General features: G+C 41.5%; 14 protein-coding genes and 1 pseudogene. 10 read left to right on the forward strand and 5 right to left on the reverse strand.

Annotation, left to right across the window (positions count from 1 at the left end):
* Positions 1-107 precede the first annotated feature (107 nt).
* Together M5V91_RS06850 and M5V91_RS06855 are read left to right on the forward strand one after the other, a co-directional pair.
* Positions 108-1391: an NAD(P)/FAD-dependent oxidoreductase gene (locus M5V91_RS06850; RefSeq protein ID WP_019381286.1), complete on the forward strand. Its 1284-nt coding sequence runs from the start codon at positions 108-110 to the stop codon at positions 1389-1391.
* 86 nt (positions 1392-1477) lie between these two features.
* Positions 1478-2466: pseudogene (locus tag M5V91_RS06855) on the forward strand (ornithine cyclodeaminase family protein).
* Positions 2467-2593: 127 nt separating this feature from the next.
* On the opposite strand, the gene M5V91_RS06860 reads toward M5V91_RS06855, so the two are convergent.
* Positions 2594-3784, reverse strand: coding sequence for an ROK family transcriptional regulator (locus M5V91_RS06860; RefSeq protein ID WP_019381288.1), 1191 nt, complete (start codon positions 3782-3784; stop codon positions 2594-2596).
* A 181-nt stretch (positions 3785-3965) separates the two neighbouring features.
* Between M5V91_RS06860 and xylA the strand changes: the two genes are divergently transcribed.
* The 4 genes from xylA to xylE all read left to right on the forward strand — a co-directional run bounded on the left by xylA (position 3966) and on the right by xylE (position 9460).
* Positions 3966-5297 (forward strand): xylose isomerase, encoded by a 1332-nt coding sequence (gene xylA / locus M5V91_RS06865; protein ID WP_009334243.1) that lies wholly within the window; start codon positions 3966-3968, stop codon positions 5295-5297.
* A 107-nt stretch (positions 5298-5404) separates the two neighbouring features.
* Positions 5405-6907, forward strand: a complete 1503-nt coding sequence (gene xylB / locus M5V91_RS06870) for a xylulokinase (protein WP_019381290.1) — start codon at positions 5405-5407, stop codon at positions 6905-6907.
* A gap of 21 nt (positions 6908-6928) precedes the next feature.
* Positions 6929-7966, forward strand: a complete 1038-nt coding sequence (locus M5V91_RS06875) for an aldose epimerase family protein (protein WP_251174473.1) — start codon at positions 6929-6931, stop codon at positions 7964-7966.
* A 93-nt stretch (positions 7967-8059) separates the two neighbouring features.
* Complete coding sequence (gene xylE, locus M5V91_RS06880) at positions 8060-9460, forward strand: D-xylose transporter XylE (RefSeq protein ID WP_026041671.1); 1401 nt, start codon at positions 8060-8062, stop codon at positions 9458-9460.
* 246 nt (positions 9461-9706) lie between these two features.
* Here the strand turns inward: xylE and M5V91_RS06885 are convergent, their stop codons facing one another.
* From M5V91_RS06885 to M5V91_RS06900, 4 genes are read right to left on the reverse strand one after another with little or no spacing between them, the layout of a single operon-like run.
* Positions 9707-10081, reverse strand: a complete 375-nt coding sequence (locus M5V91_RS06885) for a metal-dependent transcriptional regulator (RefSeq protein ID WP_019381293.1) — start codon at positions 10079-10081, stop codon at positions 9707-9709.
* A 34-nt stretch (positions 10082-10115) separates the two neighbouring features.
* A complete protein-coding gene (locus tag M5V91_RS06890; protein ID WP_009334250.1) occupies positions 10116-11057 on the reverse strand; it encodes a metal ABC transporter substrate-binding protein in 942 nt (313 codons plus the stop codon).
* A gap of 42 nt (positions 11058-11099) precedes the next feature.
* Positions 11100-11951: a metal ABC transporter permease gene (locus tag M5V91_RS06895; protein WP_284521934.1), complete on the reverse strand. Its 852-nt coding sequence runs from the start codon at positions 11949-11951 to the stop codon at positions 11100-11102.
* A complete protein-coding gene (locus tag M5V91_RS06900; protein WP_251157008.1) occupies positions 11951-12697 on the reverse strand; it encodes a metal ABC transporter ATP-binding protein in 747 nt (248 codons plus the stop codon). Before M5V91_RS06900 ends, M5V91_RS06895 begins: the two co-directional genes overlap by 1 nt.
* 350 nt (positions 12698-13047) lie before the next feature.
* Here M5V91_RS06900 and M5V91_RS06905 point away from each other — a divergent pair, with 350 nt between their 5' ends.
* Genes M5V91_RS06905 through M5V91_RS06920 form a run of 4 tightly spaced genes read left to right on the forward strand, consistent with a single transcriptional unit; the run spans position 13048 to position 17055 of the window.
* Positions 13048-13626, forward strand: a complete 579-nt coding sequence (locus M5V91_RS06905) for a glycerol-3-phosphate acyltransferase (RefSeq protein WP_251174474.1) — start codon at positions 13048-13050, stop codon at positions 13624-13626.
* A 3-nt stretch (positions 13627-13629) separates the two neighbouring features.
* Entirely contained in the window at positions 13630-14013 is a 384-nt protein-coding gene (locus M5V91_RS06910) for a GNAT family N-acetyltransferase (protein ID WP_284521935.1), read from the forward strand.
* Positions 13983-15239, forward strand: coding sequence for an aminotransferase class V-fold PLP-dependent enzyme (locus M5V91_RS06915; RefSeq protein ID WP_284521936.1), 1257 nt, complete (start codon positions 13983-13985; stop codon positions 15237-15239). Before M5V91_RS06910 ends, M5V91_RS06915 begins: the two co-directional genes overlap by 31 nt.
* Positions 15226-17055 carry an LTA synthase family protein gene (locus M5V91_RS06920; protein ID WP_251174476.1) on the forward strand — a complete coding sequence of 610 codons (1830 nt, stop codon included), beginning with the start codon at positions 15226-15228 and terminating at the stop codon, positions 17053-17055. Before M5V91_RS06915 ends, M5V91_RS06920 begins: the two co-directional genes overlap by 14 nt.
* Positions 17056-17063: the final 8 nt, after the last annotated feature.

Consider the following 17063-nt stretch of genomic DNA (forward strand, 5'->3'; position numbering starts at 1 on the left):
CAACCCCTTTTTATCATATATTTTGTACATTTTGTTCAGAATATTCTATCTGTACAATTATAGTATTATCCTATTTTGAAGTATTACTAATAATGGAGGGGAAGGTAATGACGAAATCTATCGTTATTGGCGGAGGAATCATTGGCTTAGCAAGCGCTTTTTTCCTTAGGAAAAAGGGATTGGATGTAGTATTAATTGACAAAGGTGAACCCGGAGCGGAATGTTCGAGCGGAAATATGGGATGGGTGTGCCCCAGTTTATCCGATCCGGTTCCTGCTCCGGGTCTGATTAAGGCAAGTTTGAAGTGGATGTTAAAACGGGATAGCCCTCTATATATTAAGCCATCCATTTTCGCTTCATTGTCCCCCTGGCTACTCCAATTCTGGAGGTATTGCAGTGAAGAGGCCTACCAGAAAGGGTATGCTGCTGGTTTGGAATTGAGCAGAAATACCTTGAGATTATTCGATGAACTGGAGCAAGATGGCAGTCTGGAATTTGAAATGTATCGAAAAGGGCTGCTTTTTGTATTCTTAGACAAAAGTTATATTGATGAAAAGCTAGATAACTATAGTATTGTTGAGAGCTTTGGTTTACCTGCGCCTGCTGCAAAATCTAAAAAAGAAGTACTAGAAATGGAACCTGCCCTTTCTGATGCAGTGGCTGGAGGCATTTATCTCCCTTCTGAACGGCATGTTCGCCCTGAAACGCTTACAAAAGCTCTAAAAGACTGGCTTATCTCGAATGGGGTTGAAGTGCTTTCCCATACGGAAGCAATGGGATTCATCCAAGAAGGGGACAAGATCAGTGGGGTTAAAATCCGAGAGCAAACCATGGAAGGGGATCACTTTCTTGTCACTTCAGGAGCCTGGGCAGGCCTGGTTTTAAGACAAGCTGGATTGCACATCCCCATGACTGCAGGGAAAGGCTACAGCATCACCATTTCAAATCCTTCCATTCAGTTTCAGCAGCCGCTTTACTTAGGGGATTCAAGGGTGACGATTAGCCCGTTTCATGATTCAGTAAGAATCGGGGGAACAATGGAACTTTCGGGCATTAATACTAATCTGGATCAGCGCCGAATTGATAGTTTAAAGAGTTCTGCGGCTCAATATTTACGTACAGCAGTTCGCGGAGATGAGCAGCCATGGTGCGGAATGCGGCCTATGACTCCCGATGGTCTGCCAATAATAGGCAAAGTGCCTTCTCTGAATAATCTATTTATCGCGTCCGGCCATGCGATGAGTGGAATTTCAATGGCACTATCAACAGGCAGTGCTATGAGTGACCTAATTTCAAAGGGCAATTCAGATATTGATTTAACTCCGTTTAGATTGGACAGGTTTTCTTCAAAGAAAACACATGAAAATCAAAATAAAACTGTCAATATGTAGAAAGAAGCCAAAAAACTGAGCTCCGGGGAGAAAATATTTGATTCTATTAACGAATATACGACAAGTTCATATTGGAGTGAATTACTATGTTAGTGATTAGTAAAGAAACGATAAAAGAATTATACTCAATGGAAGAGTGTATTCAGGATGTTGAAAAAGCATTTAGTTATGGCCAACGGAATAAAACGCTGACACCTGTAAGAATGTCGATTCCTCATTCTAAATACGAAGCGGAAACTTTATATATGCCTTCCTATATTGAACCAGAAAATTATACAGCAGTTAAAGTTGTAAGCATTTTTCCCGCAATTCCGGCGGGGACAAACCAGTTCTACAGGGAGTGATTCTGCTGACTGATACTCGTACAGGCGAGCATGTTGCGTTAATGGATGCCAGCTACTTAACGGTCTTAAGAACAGGTGCTTCAAGCGGTGTGGCAACGAAATATTTAGCTCGGAAGAATTCAAAAGTCTGTTCTGTATTAGGGTGCGGAGCTCAAGCTGCAGGCCAAATTCAAGCTGTCATGTCTGTGATGGAATTAGAACATATCATTTTATATAATCGCACAATAGAACGAGCGGAAGTATTCAAAAATGAAATCCATTCTTTGTATCCAGATTGGAGGGGGACCATTACAATTCAAGCGGTTGCCGATGAGGCTGCTGCCCAATCAGATATTGTCATCTGCAGTACGAAAAGTTCAACACCCATATTTAATGGATCTGTACTGAGGGAAGGAACTCATATTAATGCCATCGGTTCCTATCAGGCGCATATGCAAGAGGTTGATTCTCTAACACTTATCAGGAGCAATAAAGTAGTTGTCGATACATTGGAAGGAGCCATGCACGAGGCTGGAGATTTCCTTGTTCCGCATAATAAAGGAGAATGGAATACGCATCTCATTTATGGTGAAATTGGTGAAATAGTATGCGGGGAAAAAGCTGGACGTGAAAAATCAAGTGAAATAACCTTTTATAAATCTGTCGGGGTTGGGTTTCTGGACACTATGGCAGCCTCTAAGATATATAGAAAAGCTTTGAGTGAAGAAAAAGGTTACTCCTTTTCACTATAAAAACATTTATGATACTCTTTTAAGTATGACACCGGATTATTCTAGTATGAATAATCCGGTGTGTTTTTAAAAGAAATTACAATGAAAAAAGGATTTACTTTAGGTCGGCAGGAGTTTGATAGGTCAATCAATTTTCCTGCTTATTTAAATTCTCCTGCAGATCCGAGTTCAGAAAGTTTTCTGTGGCATAAGCTGAAGCCCCAAGTGCTGTTGAGTAGATCGATAAATCTGCAAATGTAATGTTTACGTTTTCCTGATTGAATCTTAAGGAATGAGTCTTGACAACTTCCATTATTGAATCCAGTAATAATTCTTTGGCGATTGCTAAGCGATTTCCGATAATGATTTGCTCGGGGTTGAATGTATTAATGATATTGTTTATGCCAATGCCAAGGCATCGGCCGATTTGATGGAACAGATCCTTTACTTCCTCATCTTCTTCGGCCGTTTCAACTAATGACTCCAGGTTCAAATCATCCCGTTTTAAGTATGATTCAATATTCTTTGCCTGGTTTAGCAATGCCTGTTCAGAAGCGTACAATTCCCAGCAGCCTTTGCTGCCGCATCTGCATTCTTTTCCATCTATATCGATCACCATATGGCCCATTTCACCGGAGAATCCTTCAGCGCCACGGTAAAGGCTGTTTTGTAAAATAAAGCCGACTCCAATGCCAATTCCAGCGCTAACATAGATGAGATTCTCAAAGTTTTTCCCGGCTCCGAAACGCTTTTCCCCGTATGCTCCGGCGTTCGCTTCGTTGTCGATAATAACGGGAAGGTGAAACTCTGTCTCAATTTCTGCCTTTAAATGGATATCTGTCCAGCCCAGATTAGGTGCCAGCAGGATATTGCTGCCTTCCTTATTTACAATTCCCGGCACTCCAATACCGATTCCAATCACGCCATAGGGGCTCTCAGGGGTTGAGTCCAATAAGGATTGGATAACTTCTTTTATGACAAGAATGGTTTCTTCATACCTCATGCTATTCATATGCTTCAAATGTTCGCTCACAATATTCCCCGATAAATCAGTCATGACACCTAAAATATAGTTAACCCCTAAATCAATTCCAATGGCATATCCTGCTTGTTCATTAAAGAGCAGCATCACAGGCCGCCGTCCTCCGCTCGATTTGCCCGGTCCTGTTTCGGAACAGATTTGTTCTTCTATCAGCTCGTTGACTAAAGAGGAAACAGTTCCTTTAGTCAGTCCCAAATGCTGTGAGATATCAGCCCGGGAGATAGGGGATTGGTCGATGATCGTCTGCAGAACGCGTGATTTGTTTTTCATTTTTACCAGCTGCTGATTCCAAGTCATTATCTTTCTCCTCAAATCCTCAATTTCTTTGTCTATTACAATCATATTCCATTTATACCATAATTAAAAATAAAAATAAAACTTAGTTCATTCAATAGACAAACTAAGTTTATGGTGGTAAAATCGATTTGTAATCAAATGAAAGCGATAACAAATGAAAAGAGAAGATGGAGGAATGAAAATGAACTACTTTAATAATGTGAGTGGAGTAAAATACGAAGGTCCAGATTCTAATAATCCATTGGCTTTTAAATATTATAATCCTGAAGAAATGATCAACGGCAGAAAAATGGAAGACCTTCTCCGTTTTGCAGTGTCTTACTGGCATACGTTTACTGCGGAAGGCACAGATCCTTTCGGAAATGGAACGATGATCCGTTCCTATGACAGATTTTCCGGAATGGATTTGGCCAAGGCGCGTGTTGAAGCATCCTTTGAATTCTATGAAAAACTGAATGTTCCGTTTTTCTGTTTCCATGACGCTGATATTTCGCCTGAAGGCGATTCATTAAGCGAAACTTTTAAGAACTTAGATGAGATTACGGCCATGATAAAGGAATACATGAAGTCCAGCAAAACGAAGTTATTATGGAATACCGCTAATATGTTTTCGCATCCGCGCTGGCTGCACGGTGCGGCGACAGCACCTAATGCTGATGTATTTGCCTATGCTGCTGCAAAAGTGAAAAAGGGACTTGAGATCGGCAAGGAGCTGGGTGCTGAGAACTATGTGTTCTGGGGCGGCCGCGAAGGATACGAAACACTGCTGAATACGAACATGAAGCTTGAACTCGATAATCTTGCGCGGTTCTTCCATATGGCAATCGATTATGCAAAGGAAATTGGGTTTGACGCACAATTCCTAATCGAGCCAAAACCGAAGGAGCCCACCAAACATCAATACGATTTTGATGTGGCAACCAGCTTATCATTCTTGCAATCTTACGGCTTAAAAGACTACTTTAAATTCAATATTGAAGCAAACCACGCGACCCTTGCCGGCCATACATTTGAGCATGAACTGCACACAGCACGCATAAATGGAATGCTTGGTTCAGTGGATGCAAACCAGGGTGATACCCTGCTGGGATGGGATACTGACGAATTCCCGACAGACATCTATTCTACAGCACTGGCAATGGTTGAAATTCTAAAAAATGACGGCCTTGGAACAGGCGGCCTTAACTTTGATGCGAAAGTACGAAGAGGATCATTTGACCCTGAGGACCTGTTCTATGCTCATATTGCAGGAATGGACACATTTGCGGTTGGCGCAAAGGTTGCACAGCGTCTAATGGAAGATAAAGTATTAGACAATTTTATTGCTGACAGATATAGCAGCTATACAGAAGGCATCGGCCTTGAAATCGTTGAAGGAAAGGCAGACTTCCGCAAGCTTGAAAAGCATGCCCTTCAGCTTGAAAAGATTGAAAATAAATCAGGAAGACAGGAACAGCTAAAAGCTGTCTTAAATAAATACATTCTCGAAGCTTATGCGAGTGTAAAAGCGTAATAGATTAATATAAAAAGATTAAATGTACTGGGAATACAAAAGTGTCCCAGTACATTTTTAAAAACTAAAACTTAGCATACATTTCATTATCTAAAGGATGATCAATCATGAAATATGTAATCGGGATTGACCTTGGCACGAGCTCGGTAAAAGTTTTATTAATGAATCAAAAGGGAGTAGTATGCAGCGAAGTTTCCAGGTCTTATCCGCTCATTCATGAAAAGTCGGGTTATAGTGAACAGGACCCTGGTGAATGGGTTGATAAAACAGTGGCTGCTCTTAAAGAACTTACAGAGCAGTTTGATGGAAGTGCGGAAGACATTCAAGGAATCAGTTTTTCAGGCCAAATGCACGGTCTGGTCCTTCTGGATGAAGAGAATAAGGTTCTGCGTAATGCAATCCTTTGGAATGATACCCGCACGACAGAGCAATGTAAACAGATCTATGACATGGCTGGTGAGAAGCGTCTGCTTGAAATTACAAAGAATCCGGCATTGGAAGGCTTTACTTTACCAAAGCTGCTTTGGGTGAAGCAATACGAGCCGGAAGTTTTTGAAAAAGCGTCTGTATTTATGCTCCCTAAAGATTACCTGCGCTTTAAACTGACTGGCAGGATTCATAGTGAATATAGTGATGCAGCGGGTACTTTGCTGCTGAATGCCGGCCGGAAAATGTGGAGTGAAGAGATTTGCGGGCTAACGGGGATTGATGTGAATATCTGTCCGCCTTTAGTTGAATCCCATGAATGTGTAGGAACGTTAAAGCCTGAGATTTCTGAGAAGACGGGATTATCTCCTTTAACTAAGGTATTTGCAGGAGGAGCTGACAACGCCTGCGGTGCGATCGGTTCCGGCATTCTGTCGGAAGGCAAAACATTATGCAGCATTGGGACATCCGGGGTCGTTTTATCCTATGAAGAACAAAATGACAAGGATTTTCAGGGGAAAGTCCATTATTTTAATCATGGTGAAGAAAATGCCTATTACACAATGGGCGTAACCCTGGCAGCAGGACATAGTTTGAACTGGTTTAAAGATGCGTTTGCAGAAATGGAATCATTCGATTCCCTGTTGGCTGGAATGAGCGAGGTTCCGATTGGGTCGAACGGACTTTTATTTACACCCTATTTAGCGGGTGAGCGCACACCATATGCAGATTCACAAATTCGGGGAAGCTTTATCGGCATGGACTCCTCACATAATCGAAATGATTTTGTACGATCGGTCATTGAAGGTATTACTTTTTCTTTAAATGAATCGATTGAAATATTCAGGGAAAGCGGAAAGCTTGTCGATACCATTATTTCAATCGGCGGAGGAGCTAAAAGTGAGGCCTGGCTGCAAATCCAGGCCGATATCTTCAATTGCACAATTGTAAAGCTTTCAAGTGAACAAGGACCTGCTGTAGGTGCGGCTATGCTAGCAGCATACGGATGTAAATGGTATGAATCTCTGGAAGCCTGTGCCGAAAACTTCATAACATACGAAAAGACATATACTCCAATCCCTGAAAACGTTAAGAAATATCAGGAGCTTTTCCAGTTATACAAAGAAGTTTATGCGCAAACCAAAAAGCTGAATGAGGGTTTGGCCGGGTTTAGAAAAAAGTAAGCTGACTTGAGGGAGATCGACATGAACATAACTGAAAGTATATTTGGCGAATGGAATGGACACAAGATTAAATCCTATACAATCAGCAATGATCATGGAATGGAAGTATCGTGTATCGAATACGGGGGAATCATTACCGGGATATCTGTCCCTGACAGTAAAGGAAATATAGAGAATGTGATCCTGGGGTTTGACACTCTTGAAGAGTATATTAATTATTCACCATTCTTCGGCGCTATTATCGGAAGGGTGGCCGGAAGGATAGCGGGCTCGGCTTTCACTCTTGATGGAACTGCTTACCAGCTGCAAAAAAATGATGGGGAACACCATCTGCATGGAGGTTCAGGCGGCTTTCATCATTTTATTTGGGACTCGGCCGCCGAAAAGAGCATGAATGAGGCGAATATCAGGTTCTCCTATGTAAGCCCGGATGGGGAACACGGGTATCCTGGGACACTTGAGGTAACGGTAAACTATACACTGAACAATGAGAATGAACTGGTCATTAGTTATGAAGCGATATCTGATGAAAAAACGATCATCAATCTGACAAACCATACTTATTTTAACCTAAGCGGGGACTTAAAGAGGGACATTCTGGAGCACGAGGTGACCATGCAAAGCGATCACTTTCTGGAGCTTGATGAAACATTGATTCCTACTGGGAAACTCATACATGTTGAAAATACACCGTTTGATTTCAGAGCAGGGAAGAAAATCAAAGAAGGCGTAAAGTCCGGCCATCAGCAGAACATGCTTGCGGGCGGAGGTTATGATCATCCATTTCTATTAAATACAGGTGAAATGACTGTAGTGGATTCTGCCAGCGGACGAAAACTGACAGTGAAAACGGATAGGCCGAGTGTTGTTTTATATACAGCGAATATGCTCGGAAATGATTTTCAAATTAGAGGTGTTCAGTCAAGAAGCCATTTGGGGCTGTGTCTTGAAACTCAATGTCCGCCTGATGCTGTTCATCATGAAAACTTTCCTTCTATTGTCCTGGAGAAAAATGAGGTCTTCAAAACAAAAACCAGTTTCAAGTTTCTTGTTGTTTAATCATTTCTAATAGAAAGGAGTAAAGATGGATTTGAATTATTAATGTAAAATTGTAAGCGCTCTATTTTGGTTCAAATCTGTCTTTTACAATCTATGAAACAGAATCGGAACTCTCTATATATTGGTTCACTTACATTGGTTGCTGCGATAGGCGGTTTGCTTTTCGGATATGATACGGCTGTTATTTCAGGAGCTGAAAAGTCACTGGAAATCTATCTGATTAATAGTTTGGGATTAGGATCGCTGGCTCACGGGGCGACAACCTCAAGTGCATTGATTGGCTGTATCATTGGCGGTTTAATATCCGGTTATTTTGCGTCGAAATTTGGGCGGAAAAAATCGCTGATAGCCGCGGCTGTACTATTCTTCTTATCTGCATTAGGATCCGCTTTCCCTGAATTTTTATTTTTCACTAAAGGGGAACCGACCATCTCGCTATTATTGACTTTTAATCTTTATCGCATTATTGGCGGAATTGGGGTTGGTCTGGCGTCAGCTATTGTTCCCATGTATATCGGCGAAATTGCACCTGCCGATATCCGCGGACGCCTTGTTTCATTCAATCAGTTTATGATTATCTTCGGGATGCTTGTCGTGTACTTTGTAAACTGGGGCATTGCCAGCGGCCGTCCATTGGAATGGATCAATGATGTTGGCTGGAGGTACATGTTTGCTTCAGAAGCTATTCCGGCCCTTGCGTTTGGTCTTCTGCTGCTCCTGGTTCCGGAGACACCACGTTACCTGGCCATTCATAATCATGATGATAAAGCTTTAGCAGTCCTTGCGAAAATTAATGGTGCAGCAGAGGCTAAAACGATCTTGGGTGAAATCAAAAAATCGGTAGCAGCCTCAGCAAATGTTCCAGCAGAAAAGCTGTTTGCATACGGAAAATTAGTGATTGTTATAGGAATTCTGCTCTCTGTATTCCAGCAATTTGTCGGAATCAACGTTGCTTTGTACTATGCACCGCGAATTTTTGAAAGCATGGGAGCAGCAAAGGATGCCTCGATGCTGCAGACGATTGTTATGGGTGTCATAAATGTCATCTTTACAATTGTGGCAATTTTAACTGTAGATAAATGGGGACGCAAGCCATTATTGATCACAGGTTCCATTGGCATGGCCATCGGGATGTTTGGAGTAGCAGGAATGGCTTTCTCCAATATAATCGGCATGGGCACATTAATTTTTATCATCGTTTACACAGCTTCCTTCATGATGTCATGGGGACCGATATGCTGGGTATTGATCTCTGAAATTTTCCCAAACAAAATCCGAGGACAGGCAGTTGCGGTAGCTGTAGCAGCACAATGGGCGGCAAACTATTTTATTTCATCGACTTATCCGATGATGATGGAATTCAGCGGCGGCTTAACTTACGGCTTCTATGGACTGATGAGTGTTCTTTCAGCCATTTTTGTATGGAAGTTTGTACCTGAAACGAAAGGGAAGACTCTTGAGAACATGGAGAGTATTTGGAAAAGAACTGCCTGATTAGCTTATTCAACCATGAAAAAAGAATGTCCCGATGAATATCACATGCAGAAGGGACATTCTTTTTTCTGTTATCTGCTTGTTTTTATCATTTCCTTCACTCGTTCTTCTATCTCTTCTGCACTCTTATCCAATGAAAGTGACAATTCCTTAAATAAGATTTTTTGAACTGCATTCAGAAGTATCATCAACTCTGAAGGTTCAGTGGGCTGAATAAATCATCAGGACAAAAAAACGCTTGAATATTCAAGCGTTTTTCTTATGATTTTCTATAAAGCTCTTAATTTTAAAAACAACTTCCGTACCGATATGCATTTCAACTTCCCTAACTTTCTTTTTGATTAGTTTCTCTTCAACCCCGATTATTTGATAAAACTCCATTAAAACCTGATGATCTTGGAAGAGTTTTTTGGCAATTTCCAATCCGGCTTTTGTCAAAGTAACTGTTCCATAGGGCTGAAAATGAATGTAACCGTCTGTTTTAAGCTTTCCGGCCATTTTAGATGCAGCTGAGACGGTGACCCTCAATACCTTTGCAATGCCGGAAATGGTCGCATGCCCATGTGCTTCCTGTAATAAATAAATCTCGAGAATATACCTCTTTGAACTAATGGGGATCACATGTTTCACCTGCTTGCTGGAATAGTGACCTTTATTACCGGGTCAAGCCTTTTTTAATGGTTTTAATATTCCATTCCATCATCGAAATATAAGTATCGCCATCTTCACCCGGCTTTGCCAAGGAGTCTGTAAATACCTTTCCCATGATTGGAACATTGGTTTCATCGGATACAGCTTCCATGCTTCTTGCGTCAATGCTTGTTTCCAGGAATAGTCCTGTAATTCCTTTTTCATTAATAATATCTGTAATTCTTGTAATTTGGTCTGGTGTTCCCTGGTTTTCCTGGTTGATTTCCCAGATGTATTCTGCCTGGAATCCGTAGGCTTCGCTGAAATATTTAAAAGCACCTTCACTTGTTACGAGAACACGTTCGTTTTCTGGAATTTCATTAAATTGTTCGACTGCTTCATCATGCAGCTCTTGAAGCTTTGCAATGTATTCTTCAGCGTTTTTTTCGTAAATCTCTTTATTGTCTGGATCTGTTTTGATAAGTCCATCTCTGGCATTTTCCGCGTATTTGATCCCATTTCGGATGTCCAGCCAGGCATGGGGATCTTCTTCACTTTCTTTGCCCTTTGTGGTTAAGTGCATGGCATCAACGCCTCTGCTCATTAGGAAGACAGGCGCATCTTCACCGTCTTTTCCGGCAGTTTCCATCAGCTTATTGAACCATGAGTTGCCGGCTTCCAGGTTCAGCCCGTTGTAAAATACTGCATCTGCATCCGTTGTTTTTTTCACATCCTCAGGAAGGGGGTCATATTCGTGGGGATTGGAGCCAATGGGTGCTAAACTATGAATCTCAACCAAATCCCCGCCTACATTTTTAACAATGTCATACACAATCGAATAGGTAGTCACAACTTGGATTTTCCCATCTGCATTGGACGAGGTGCTGCTTGTTCCGCTGCTGCAGGCTGACAGGAATAACACAGACAGAAGGAATGCAGCTAATAAAAGAAAGCCTTTTTTAATCATCGGTTTTCCCTCCTAAAAAAATTTGTTTTTATTAAAATTAAACTAATGAAGCTCTCTTTTCTTTACTTTCAGCGTTTTCCATATTAGCCCATGCTTAGGTGAAAATAAAAAAACGAGAATGAAAATAGCAGTGGATGATATGACTATTGTTGCTCCTGAAGCTAAGTTGTAGGTAAAGCTAAAGTATAGTCCCACGATGGATGAAATTACACCAATGCCAGACGCAAGGAAAATCATCATCCACAGCCGCTCGGTTAACAGATAAGCTGCCGCTGCAGGGGTGATCAGCATGGCAACAACCAGGACAATACCTACTGTCTGGAGGGATGCAACGGTTACCATCGTCAAGAGAGTCATTAGGAAATAATGAATGAAACGAACTGGCAGTCCGTAAGCTGCTCCCATCGTTTCGTCAAACGAGGTGACCAATAATTCTTTGTAAAAGAGGTATACAGCCCCCAATACAAACAGGCTGATGCCCAGTGTGATCCACATGTCGGATAATCTTACTGCCAGTACATTGCCAAATAATATATGGTAGAGATCTGTACTGCTTTTAAGCATGGTAATAATAATGATTCCTGAAGCAAATGCCGCTGTAAACATAATTCCAATCGAGGTATCATGCTTTATCCGGCTGTTTTGGGATACAAACCCAATGGCGATAGCTGTAATCACTCCGCTTATGACTGCTCCAAAGAAGAAGTTAACTCCCAGCATATATGAAATAGCGACGCCCGGAAGGACAGCATGTGATATGGCATCTCCCATGAGAGACATTCCTCTAAGGATGATAAAGCACCCAATGACTCCGCAGATAATTCCTACCATAACCGAGGTTAATAACGCTTTTTGCAGAAAACCATATTGCATGACCGCTTCAATAAAAGCCATTATAGCGACACCCCAATCTCATTCATAAAAGCAAATTGCCCCTTGTATGCTTTTGCAATTACTTCAGGTTTAAACACTTCTTCAACGGTCCCAAAACTGATCAATTCCTTATTTAGCAGAATTAACTGGTTGAAATAATCATTTGCTTTACTTAAATCATGGTGTACAACAATCACTGTTTTTCCTTGTCTGCAGAGCTCCTTCAAAATGTTCACAATGGTTTCCTCACTGGATACATCAACTCCAACAAATGGCTCATCCAGAAAGAACAAATCCGCTTTTTGAGCAAGTGCTCTCGCAAGAAAAACTCTCTGCTGCTGGCCGCCTGATAGTTCCCCAATCTGCCTTTTGCTGAACTCCTGCATGCCAACTCGCTGAAGACATTCCATGGCCCACTCTTTATCCTTTTTCTTTGGACGGCGGAACAGTTTTAAATGGGGGTAGGTCCCAATAAGAACCGCATCATGCACAGTGATTGGGAAATCCCAGTCTATGGCATTCCGCTGCGGCACATAGGCGATGCTTTTGCGAACTTCAGCAATGGATTTTCCCATCACTCTAACTGCACCTTTATCCTTTGGTATAAGATTTAGCATGGCTTTTAAAAAAGTCGATTTACCTGCGCCGTTCGGCCCGATAATTCCTACCAGATTACCTGTATTAACAGTAAGGCTGACTCCTGTCACCGCTTCATTTCCGAAATAGGAAACATGCAAATCCTCTATGCTAATTGCCGGATCCTTCATCATTTTATCCCCCTTTATTTTCCAAATTTAAATTGATTCAAATTAATTGTTTATATGCAATTATACGTCACACGGACAAGATTTATGGATATATTAAAAAGTTTTGCCTTAATGCAAATTATATGCGATTAATAAACAAAGTCAACACAAAAAAATAATCTTTTCAGAAAGTTTAAGGTTTGCAGTAAAATAGGGGAATTATGAAATCAGGCTCTGGCATTCAATTTGTTTAATGGTAAAATAAGGGGTGTTATACTATCTTTATCAGTTAATAGATTGTAATTTTGTAAATATATGAAACTTTTTACCCTTTTTGATCGTTTAATTAGTAAAGGGCGGGATAGGTGCTTATGATCGATGATGTGTGGACTGCCCTGATGGTTATGATCTTTTCCTACACATTTGGGAGCGTAGCCGGGGCTTATTATGTGGTTAAATACATAGCAAAAGAGGATATAAGAAAAAAGGGGAGCGGGAATGTAGGGGCTACTAATGCAGGGAGAGCAACCGGCAAGAAGGGGTTCTTGCTGACAATTGCAATTGATGCTGGAAAGGCATGGACAGCTTTATATGTAACTGGACTTATGTTTGAAGGTGATGGTTTATTAATTCTTAGCGCTTTTTGTGTTCTTATTGGCCATTTGTTTCCAATTCAGCTGGGGTTTCATGGTGGAAAAGGAGTGGTTGTCTACTTGGCTTCTGCCTTGTTTTTGGAACCACTAACAATAGCGATAATGGCTATCACGATGGGAATTGCCTATGCAGTTCTCCGGAAGTATACAATATCAGGTTTTATCGCCATGGCTTCCATTCCCATTACAGCCTGGGTGATTGGTGATTCATTCATCATTTCGGCAGGCCTCCTGCTGCTGCTTTTGATTGTTTTCATTTCCCATACCCATTTCATCATGCCTAAACATAGGAGGTAAACTGTGAATATTATCTGCAAAATCGCAACCGAACTTAATGAATTTAAACAAATTCATCAGCTGAACTACCAGACATTTGTGGAAGAAATTCCTCAGCATAAGCAAAATGATGATCAGCATTTAATTGATAAATTTCATGAAGAAAATACATATGTCATTGCCAAGGCTGGCGAGGAAGTTGCCGGAATGATCGCGATCCGTGCCAAAAGGCCATTTTCGCTTGATTATAAGCTTCCTAATCTCGAAGAATACTTGCCTGTTAAGGGAGAATTTTGTGAGATCCGCTTGCTGTCAGTCAAAAAAGAGTTTCGCAGCACCCGTGTTTTTTATCAGCTTTGTGAAAAGCTTGTAGAGCTTTGCCTCGAAAAAATTATACGATGGCGCTGATATCGGGCACGGTCAGGCAGCTGAAATTGTATAAGCGGATGGGATTTCTGCCTTTTGGTCCTCTGACAGGAGAGGAAGGAGCCCAGTTTCAGCCCATGTATTTAACAAAAGAGAATTTCGAACGTTCAACGAAAGCATTTGAACGCTTAATGGCCAGAAATTCAGTGCCCGTCGATCAGCATTCCTTTTTGCCGGGTCCGGTGCCCATTCATGCAAAAGTGAAAAGGGCTTTTTCAAAAGAAGCCGTATCTCATCGCAATCATGATTTTATCAGCGGTTTGAAAGACTTGCGTTCTCAATTATGCAAGATGACAGATGCCTCACATGCTGAAGTTGTTGTTGGCACGGGAACACTTTCCAATGATCTTGTGGCAGCACAGCTGAAACACCTCGAAGGGGATGGGCTGATCCTGGCCAATGGCGAATTTGGCTTTCGTCTCATAGATCATGCAAGAAGGTTTCAATTATCTTTTCAAACGATTGAAAGAGAGTGGAATGAACCGATTACCCACGAGGAAATAGCCTGCATGCTGAAAGAAAACCCATCCATAAAATGGGTGTGGACCGTGCATTGTGAAACTTCGACTGGGTATGTATTCGATATCAGCGGTATTCAGGAGATATGCGGGGAGCATGGTGCCGAGCTTTGCGTGGATGCATGCAGCACGGCCGGAATTTTGCCGTTGAATCTTAAGAATATTTATTTTGCATCGACCGTCAGCGGAAAGGGATTTGGTTCCTATCCGGGTCTGGCAATCGTATTCCATCGTGACAAAATTAAAGGGAACAGTGCTGTTCCAAGATACTTGGACTTAAAGATGTACGAAGAAAACCAAAGCATTCCATACACCCATTCGTCCAATCTGGTCAGCGCATTAAAAGAGAGTATAAAGCTGATAGATTATGAGAAATTAAATCTTTTATCTGTAAAAGCAAGAATGAGGCTGAAAGATAGCGGATTTTCTGTTCTGGGAGACGATGATTATTCCCCTGGCATCCTGACTATCAGTTTGCCGCAGAGCATTTCCAGCAGGGAATTTGGCGACACATGCAAACAGAAAGGAATTCTTCTAAGCTATGAAAGCGGGTACCTGCTTGAGAGAAACTGGGTTCAGGTGGCTCTAATGGGGGCACAGGAAGAGCAGAAGGTCATGGCATCACTCGAAATGATGGCAGGTATTTTAGAAAAACAATATGAAAAGCGGTATGATTATGAAGTTATTTAAAAGGCTTTCACCCATTTGGTTTGCCGTCATTTTAATCTGGGTTAAAACGGTCATTGTATCCTTTATCGGATTTAATCTGCATCCGGAGAACTGGACTGATATTTTATTTATGATTTTAAGCCCGATTGGGGCCATAATGGTCATTCTTGGAATTAATATTTATTTTAAGCGAAAGGTGAAACCGGCAGCCATTTTTGCAACAATGGTCATTTTGACGGGCATTCTTTTTGGGGATTTGCTTTATTATCGTTTTTATACTGATTTTGTAACCGTTCCGATTCTTTTTCAGTTTAAAAATGTCGGAGGGATTGGACCGAGTACACTTGAATTGATTAGCCCATGGGATCTTCTGTTATTTGCTGATCTGGCCGTTTTTTGGCTTTTATATATAAAACGGAAATCAGTACATGAGCAAATCACAGCAAAATCAAAGAGATTTTACACGGCTGTCAGTATGTTATTTGTATTCATGACCATTATTCTCGGCATGGTGAAAGTGCCTCATTTATTTTCGGAATCATATAATCGCCAGCAGCTTGTTAAGCATATTGGATTGTATCAGTATCATCTCTATGATATTGGCATCGCTGCATCATACCCGCTCAATCGCGCTTTTGCCAGTCCCTCTGACGCAGAAGCCTCAGCAGAATATGTCCAATCTCAAGAAGATAAGCCATCAGATTACTTTGGTGCGGCAAAAGGAATGAATGTCGTTCTGATCAGTATGGAGTCCACCCAGAATTTTGTTATCAATCAGAAGGTGAATGGCCAGGAAATAACGCCATTCCTTAATTCTCTGATTGAAGACAGCTTTTATTTCAGCCGTGTCTATGATCAGACAGCACAGGGGAAAACATCCGACTCGGAATTCATGATCGATACAGGCCTTTATCCATTATCCAGCGGATCGGCGTTTGTCAGAAAAACGGAAAACGCTTATCGAAGCCTGCCGCATATTCTATCTGATGAGAAGTATTACTCAGCTGTTTTCCATGGGAATGACGCTTCGTTCTGGAATCGGGAGGCCATGTATGATTCTCTGGGGTATAATCGTTATTTTTCAAAAGCCGATTATGTGGTCACAGAAGAGAACTCAGTGAACTACGGCATAAAAGATATCCCATTCTTCCAGCAGTCCATTCAGCATCTGGAGAAACTGCAAAAGCCTTTCTATGCCAGGTTTATCACATTGACAAACCATTTCCCATTTTTGCTGGAGGAGGAAGATCAGTTCATTTCTGAGGCCAGCACGAGTGAAATGGTCGTCAACCGCTATGTGACAACCGTTAGATATCAGGATGAAGCCATTAAAACATTTTTCCAGGATTTAAAAGCAAGCGGACTTTATGAAAATACGATGTTTGTATTATACGGCGACCATTATGGCATCTCGGACAAATATGAACATGGCGTTCTGGAGCTGCTGGGACAGGAAGATACCATTGTTAATCGCATGCAGCTGCAGAGTGTGCCGCTGATTATCCATGTACCTGGTGTGGAAGGCAAAACGTTTTCGAATATTGGCGGGGAAATCGATATCAGGGCAACGATCCTTCATCTGCTCGGCATTAGTGCTGAGGATAACTTCAGCTTCGGGCATAACCTTTTTACAAGGGATCCCCATCATCCAGTTATTTTTCGGGATGGAAGCTTTATAGCTAAAGACTATTTTTATAAAGCCGGTAAATGCTTCAATAGCAAATCGGAAGAAGAAACAGATATTAATAGCTGTGAACCGTTAATGGATATCTCGAGAAAAGAGCTAAGGCTGTCTGATGACATTGTACATGGGGATTTGATGAGGTTTATGGAATAATTCTTGGA

Origin of the sequence: Cytobacillus pseudoceanisediminis (assembly GCF_023516215.1) — a bacterium.
Classification (GTDB): domain Bacteria; phylum Bacillota; class Bacilli; order Bacillales; family Cytobacillaceae; genus Cytobacillus; species Cytobacillus pseudoceanisediminis.

Excerpts from the sequence above, each read along its gene's own strand:
- M5V91_RS06850 (WP_019381286.1), top strand. The coding sequence starts at position 108 with ATGACGAAATCTATCGTTATTGGCGGAGGAATCATTGGCTTAGCAAGC.
- M5V91_RS06860 (WP_019381288.1), bottom strand. The coding sequence starts at position 3,784 with ATGACTTGGAATCAGCAGCTGGTAAAAATGAAAAACAAATCACGCGTT.
- xylA (WP_009334243.1), top strand. The coding sequence starts at position 3,966 with ATGAACTACTTTAATAATGTGAGTGGAGTAAAATACGAAGGTCCAGAT.
- xylB (WP_019381290.1), top strand. The coding sequence starts at position 5,405 with ATGAAATATGTAATCGGGATTGACCTTGGCACGAGCTCGGTAAAAGTT.
- M5V91_RS06875 (WP_251174473.1), top strand. The coding sequence starts at position 6,929 with ATGAACATAACTGAAAGTATATTTGGCGAATGGAATGGACACAAGATT.
- xylE (WP_026041671.1), top strand. The coding sequence starts at position 8,060 with ATGAAACAGAATCGGAACTCTCTATATATTGGTTCACTTACATTGGTT.
- M5V91_RS06890 (WP_009334250.1), bottom strand. The coding sequence starts at position 11,057 with ATGATTAAAAAAGGCTTTCTTTTATTAGCTGCATTCCTTCTGTCTGTG.
- M5V91_RS06895 (WP_284521934.1), bottom strand. The coding sequence starts at position 11,951 with ATGGCTTTTATTGAAGCGGTCATGCAATATGGTTTTCTGCAAAAAGCG.
- M5V91_RS06900 (WP_251157008.1), bottom strand. The coding sequence starts at position 12,697 with ATGAAGGATCCGGCAATTAGCATAGAGGATTTGCATGTTTCCTATTTC.
- M5V91_RS06905 (WP_251174474.1), top strand. The coding sequence starts at position 13,048 with ATGATCGATGATGTGTGGACTGCCCTGATGGTTATGATCTTTTCCTAC.
- M5V91_RS06920 (WP_251174476.1), top strand. The coding sequence starts at position 15,226 with ATGAAGTTATTTAAAAGGCTTTCACCCATTTGGTTTGCCGTCATTTTA.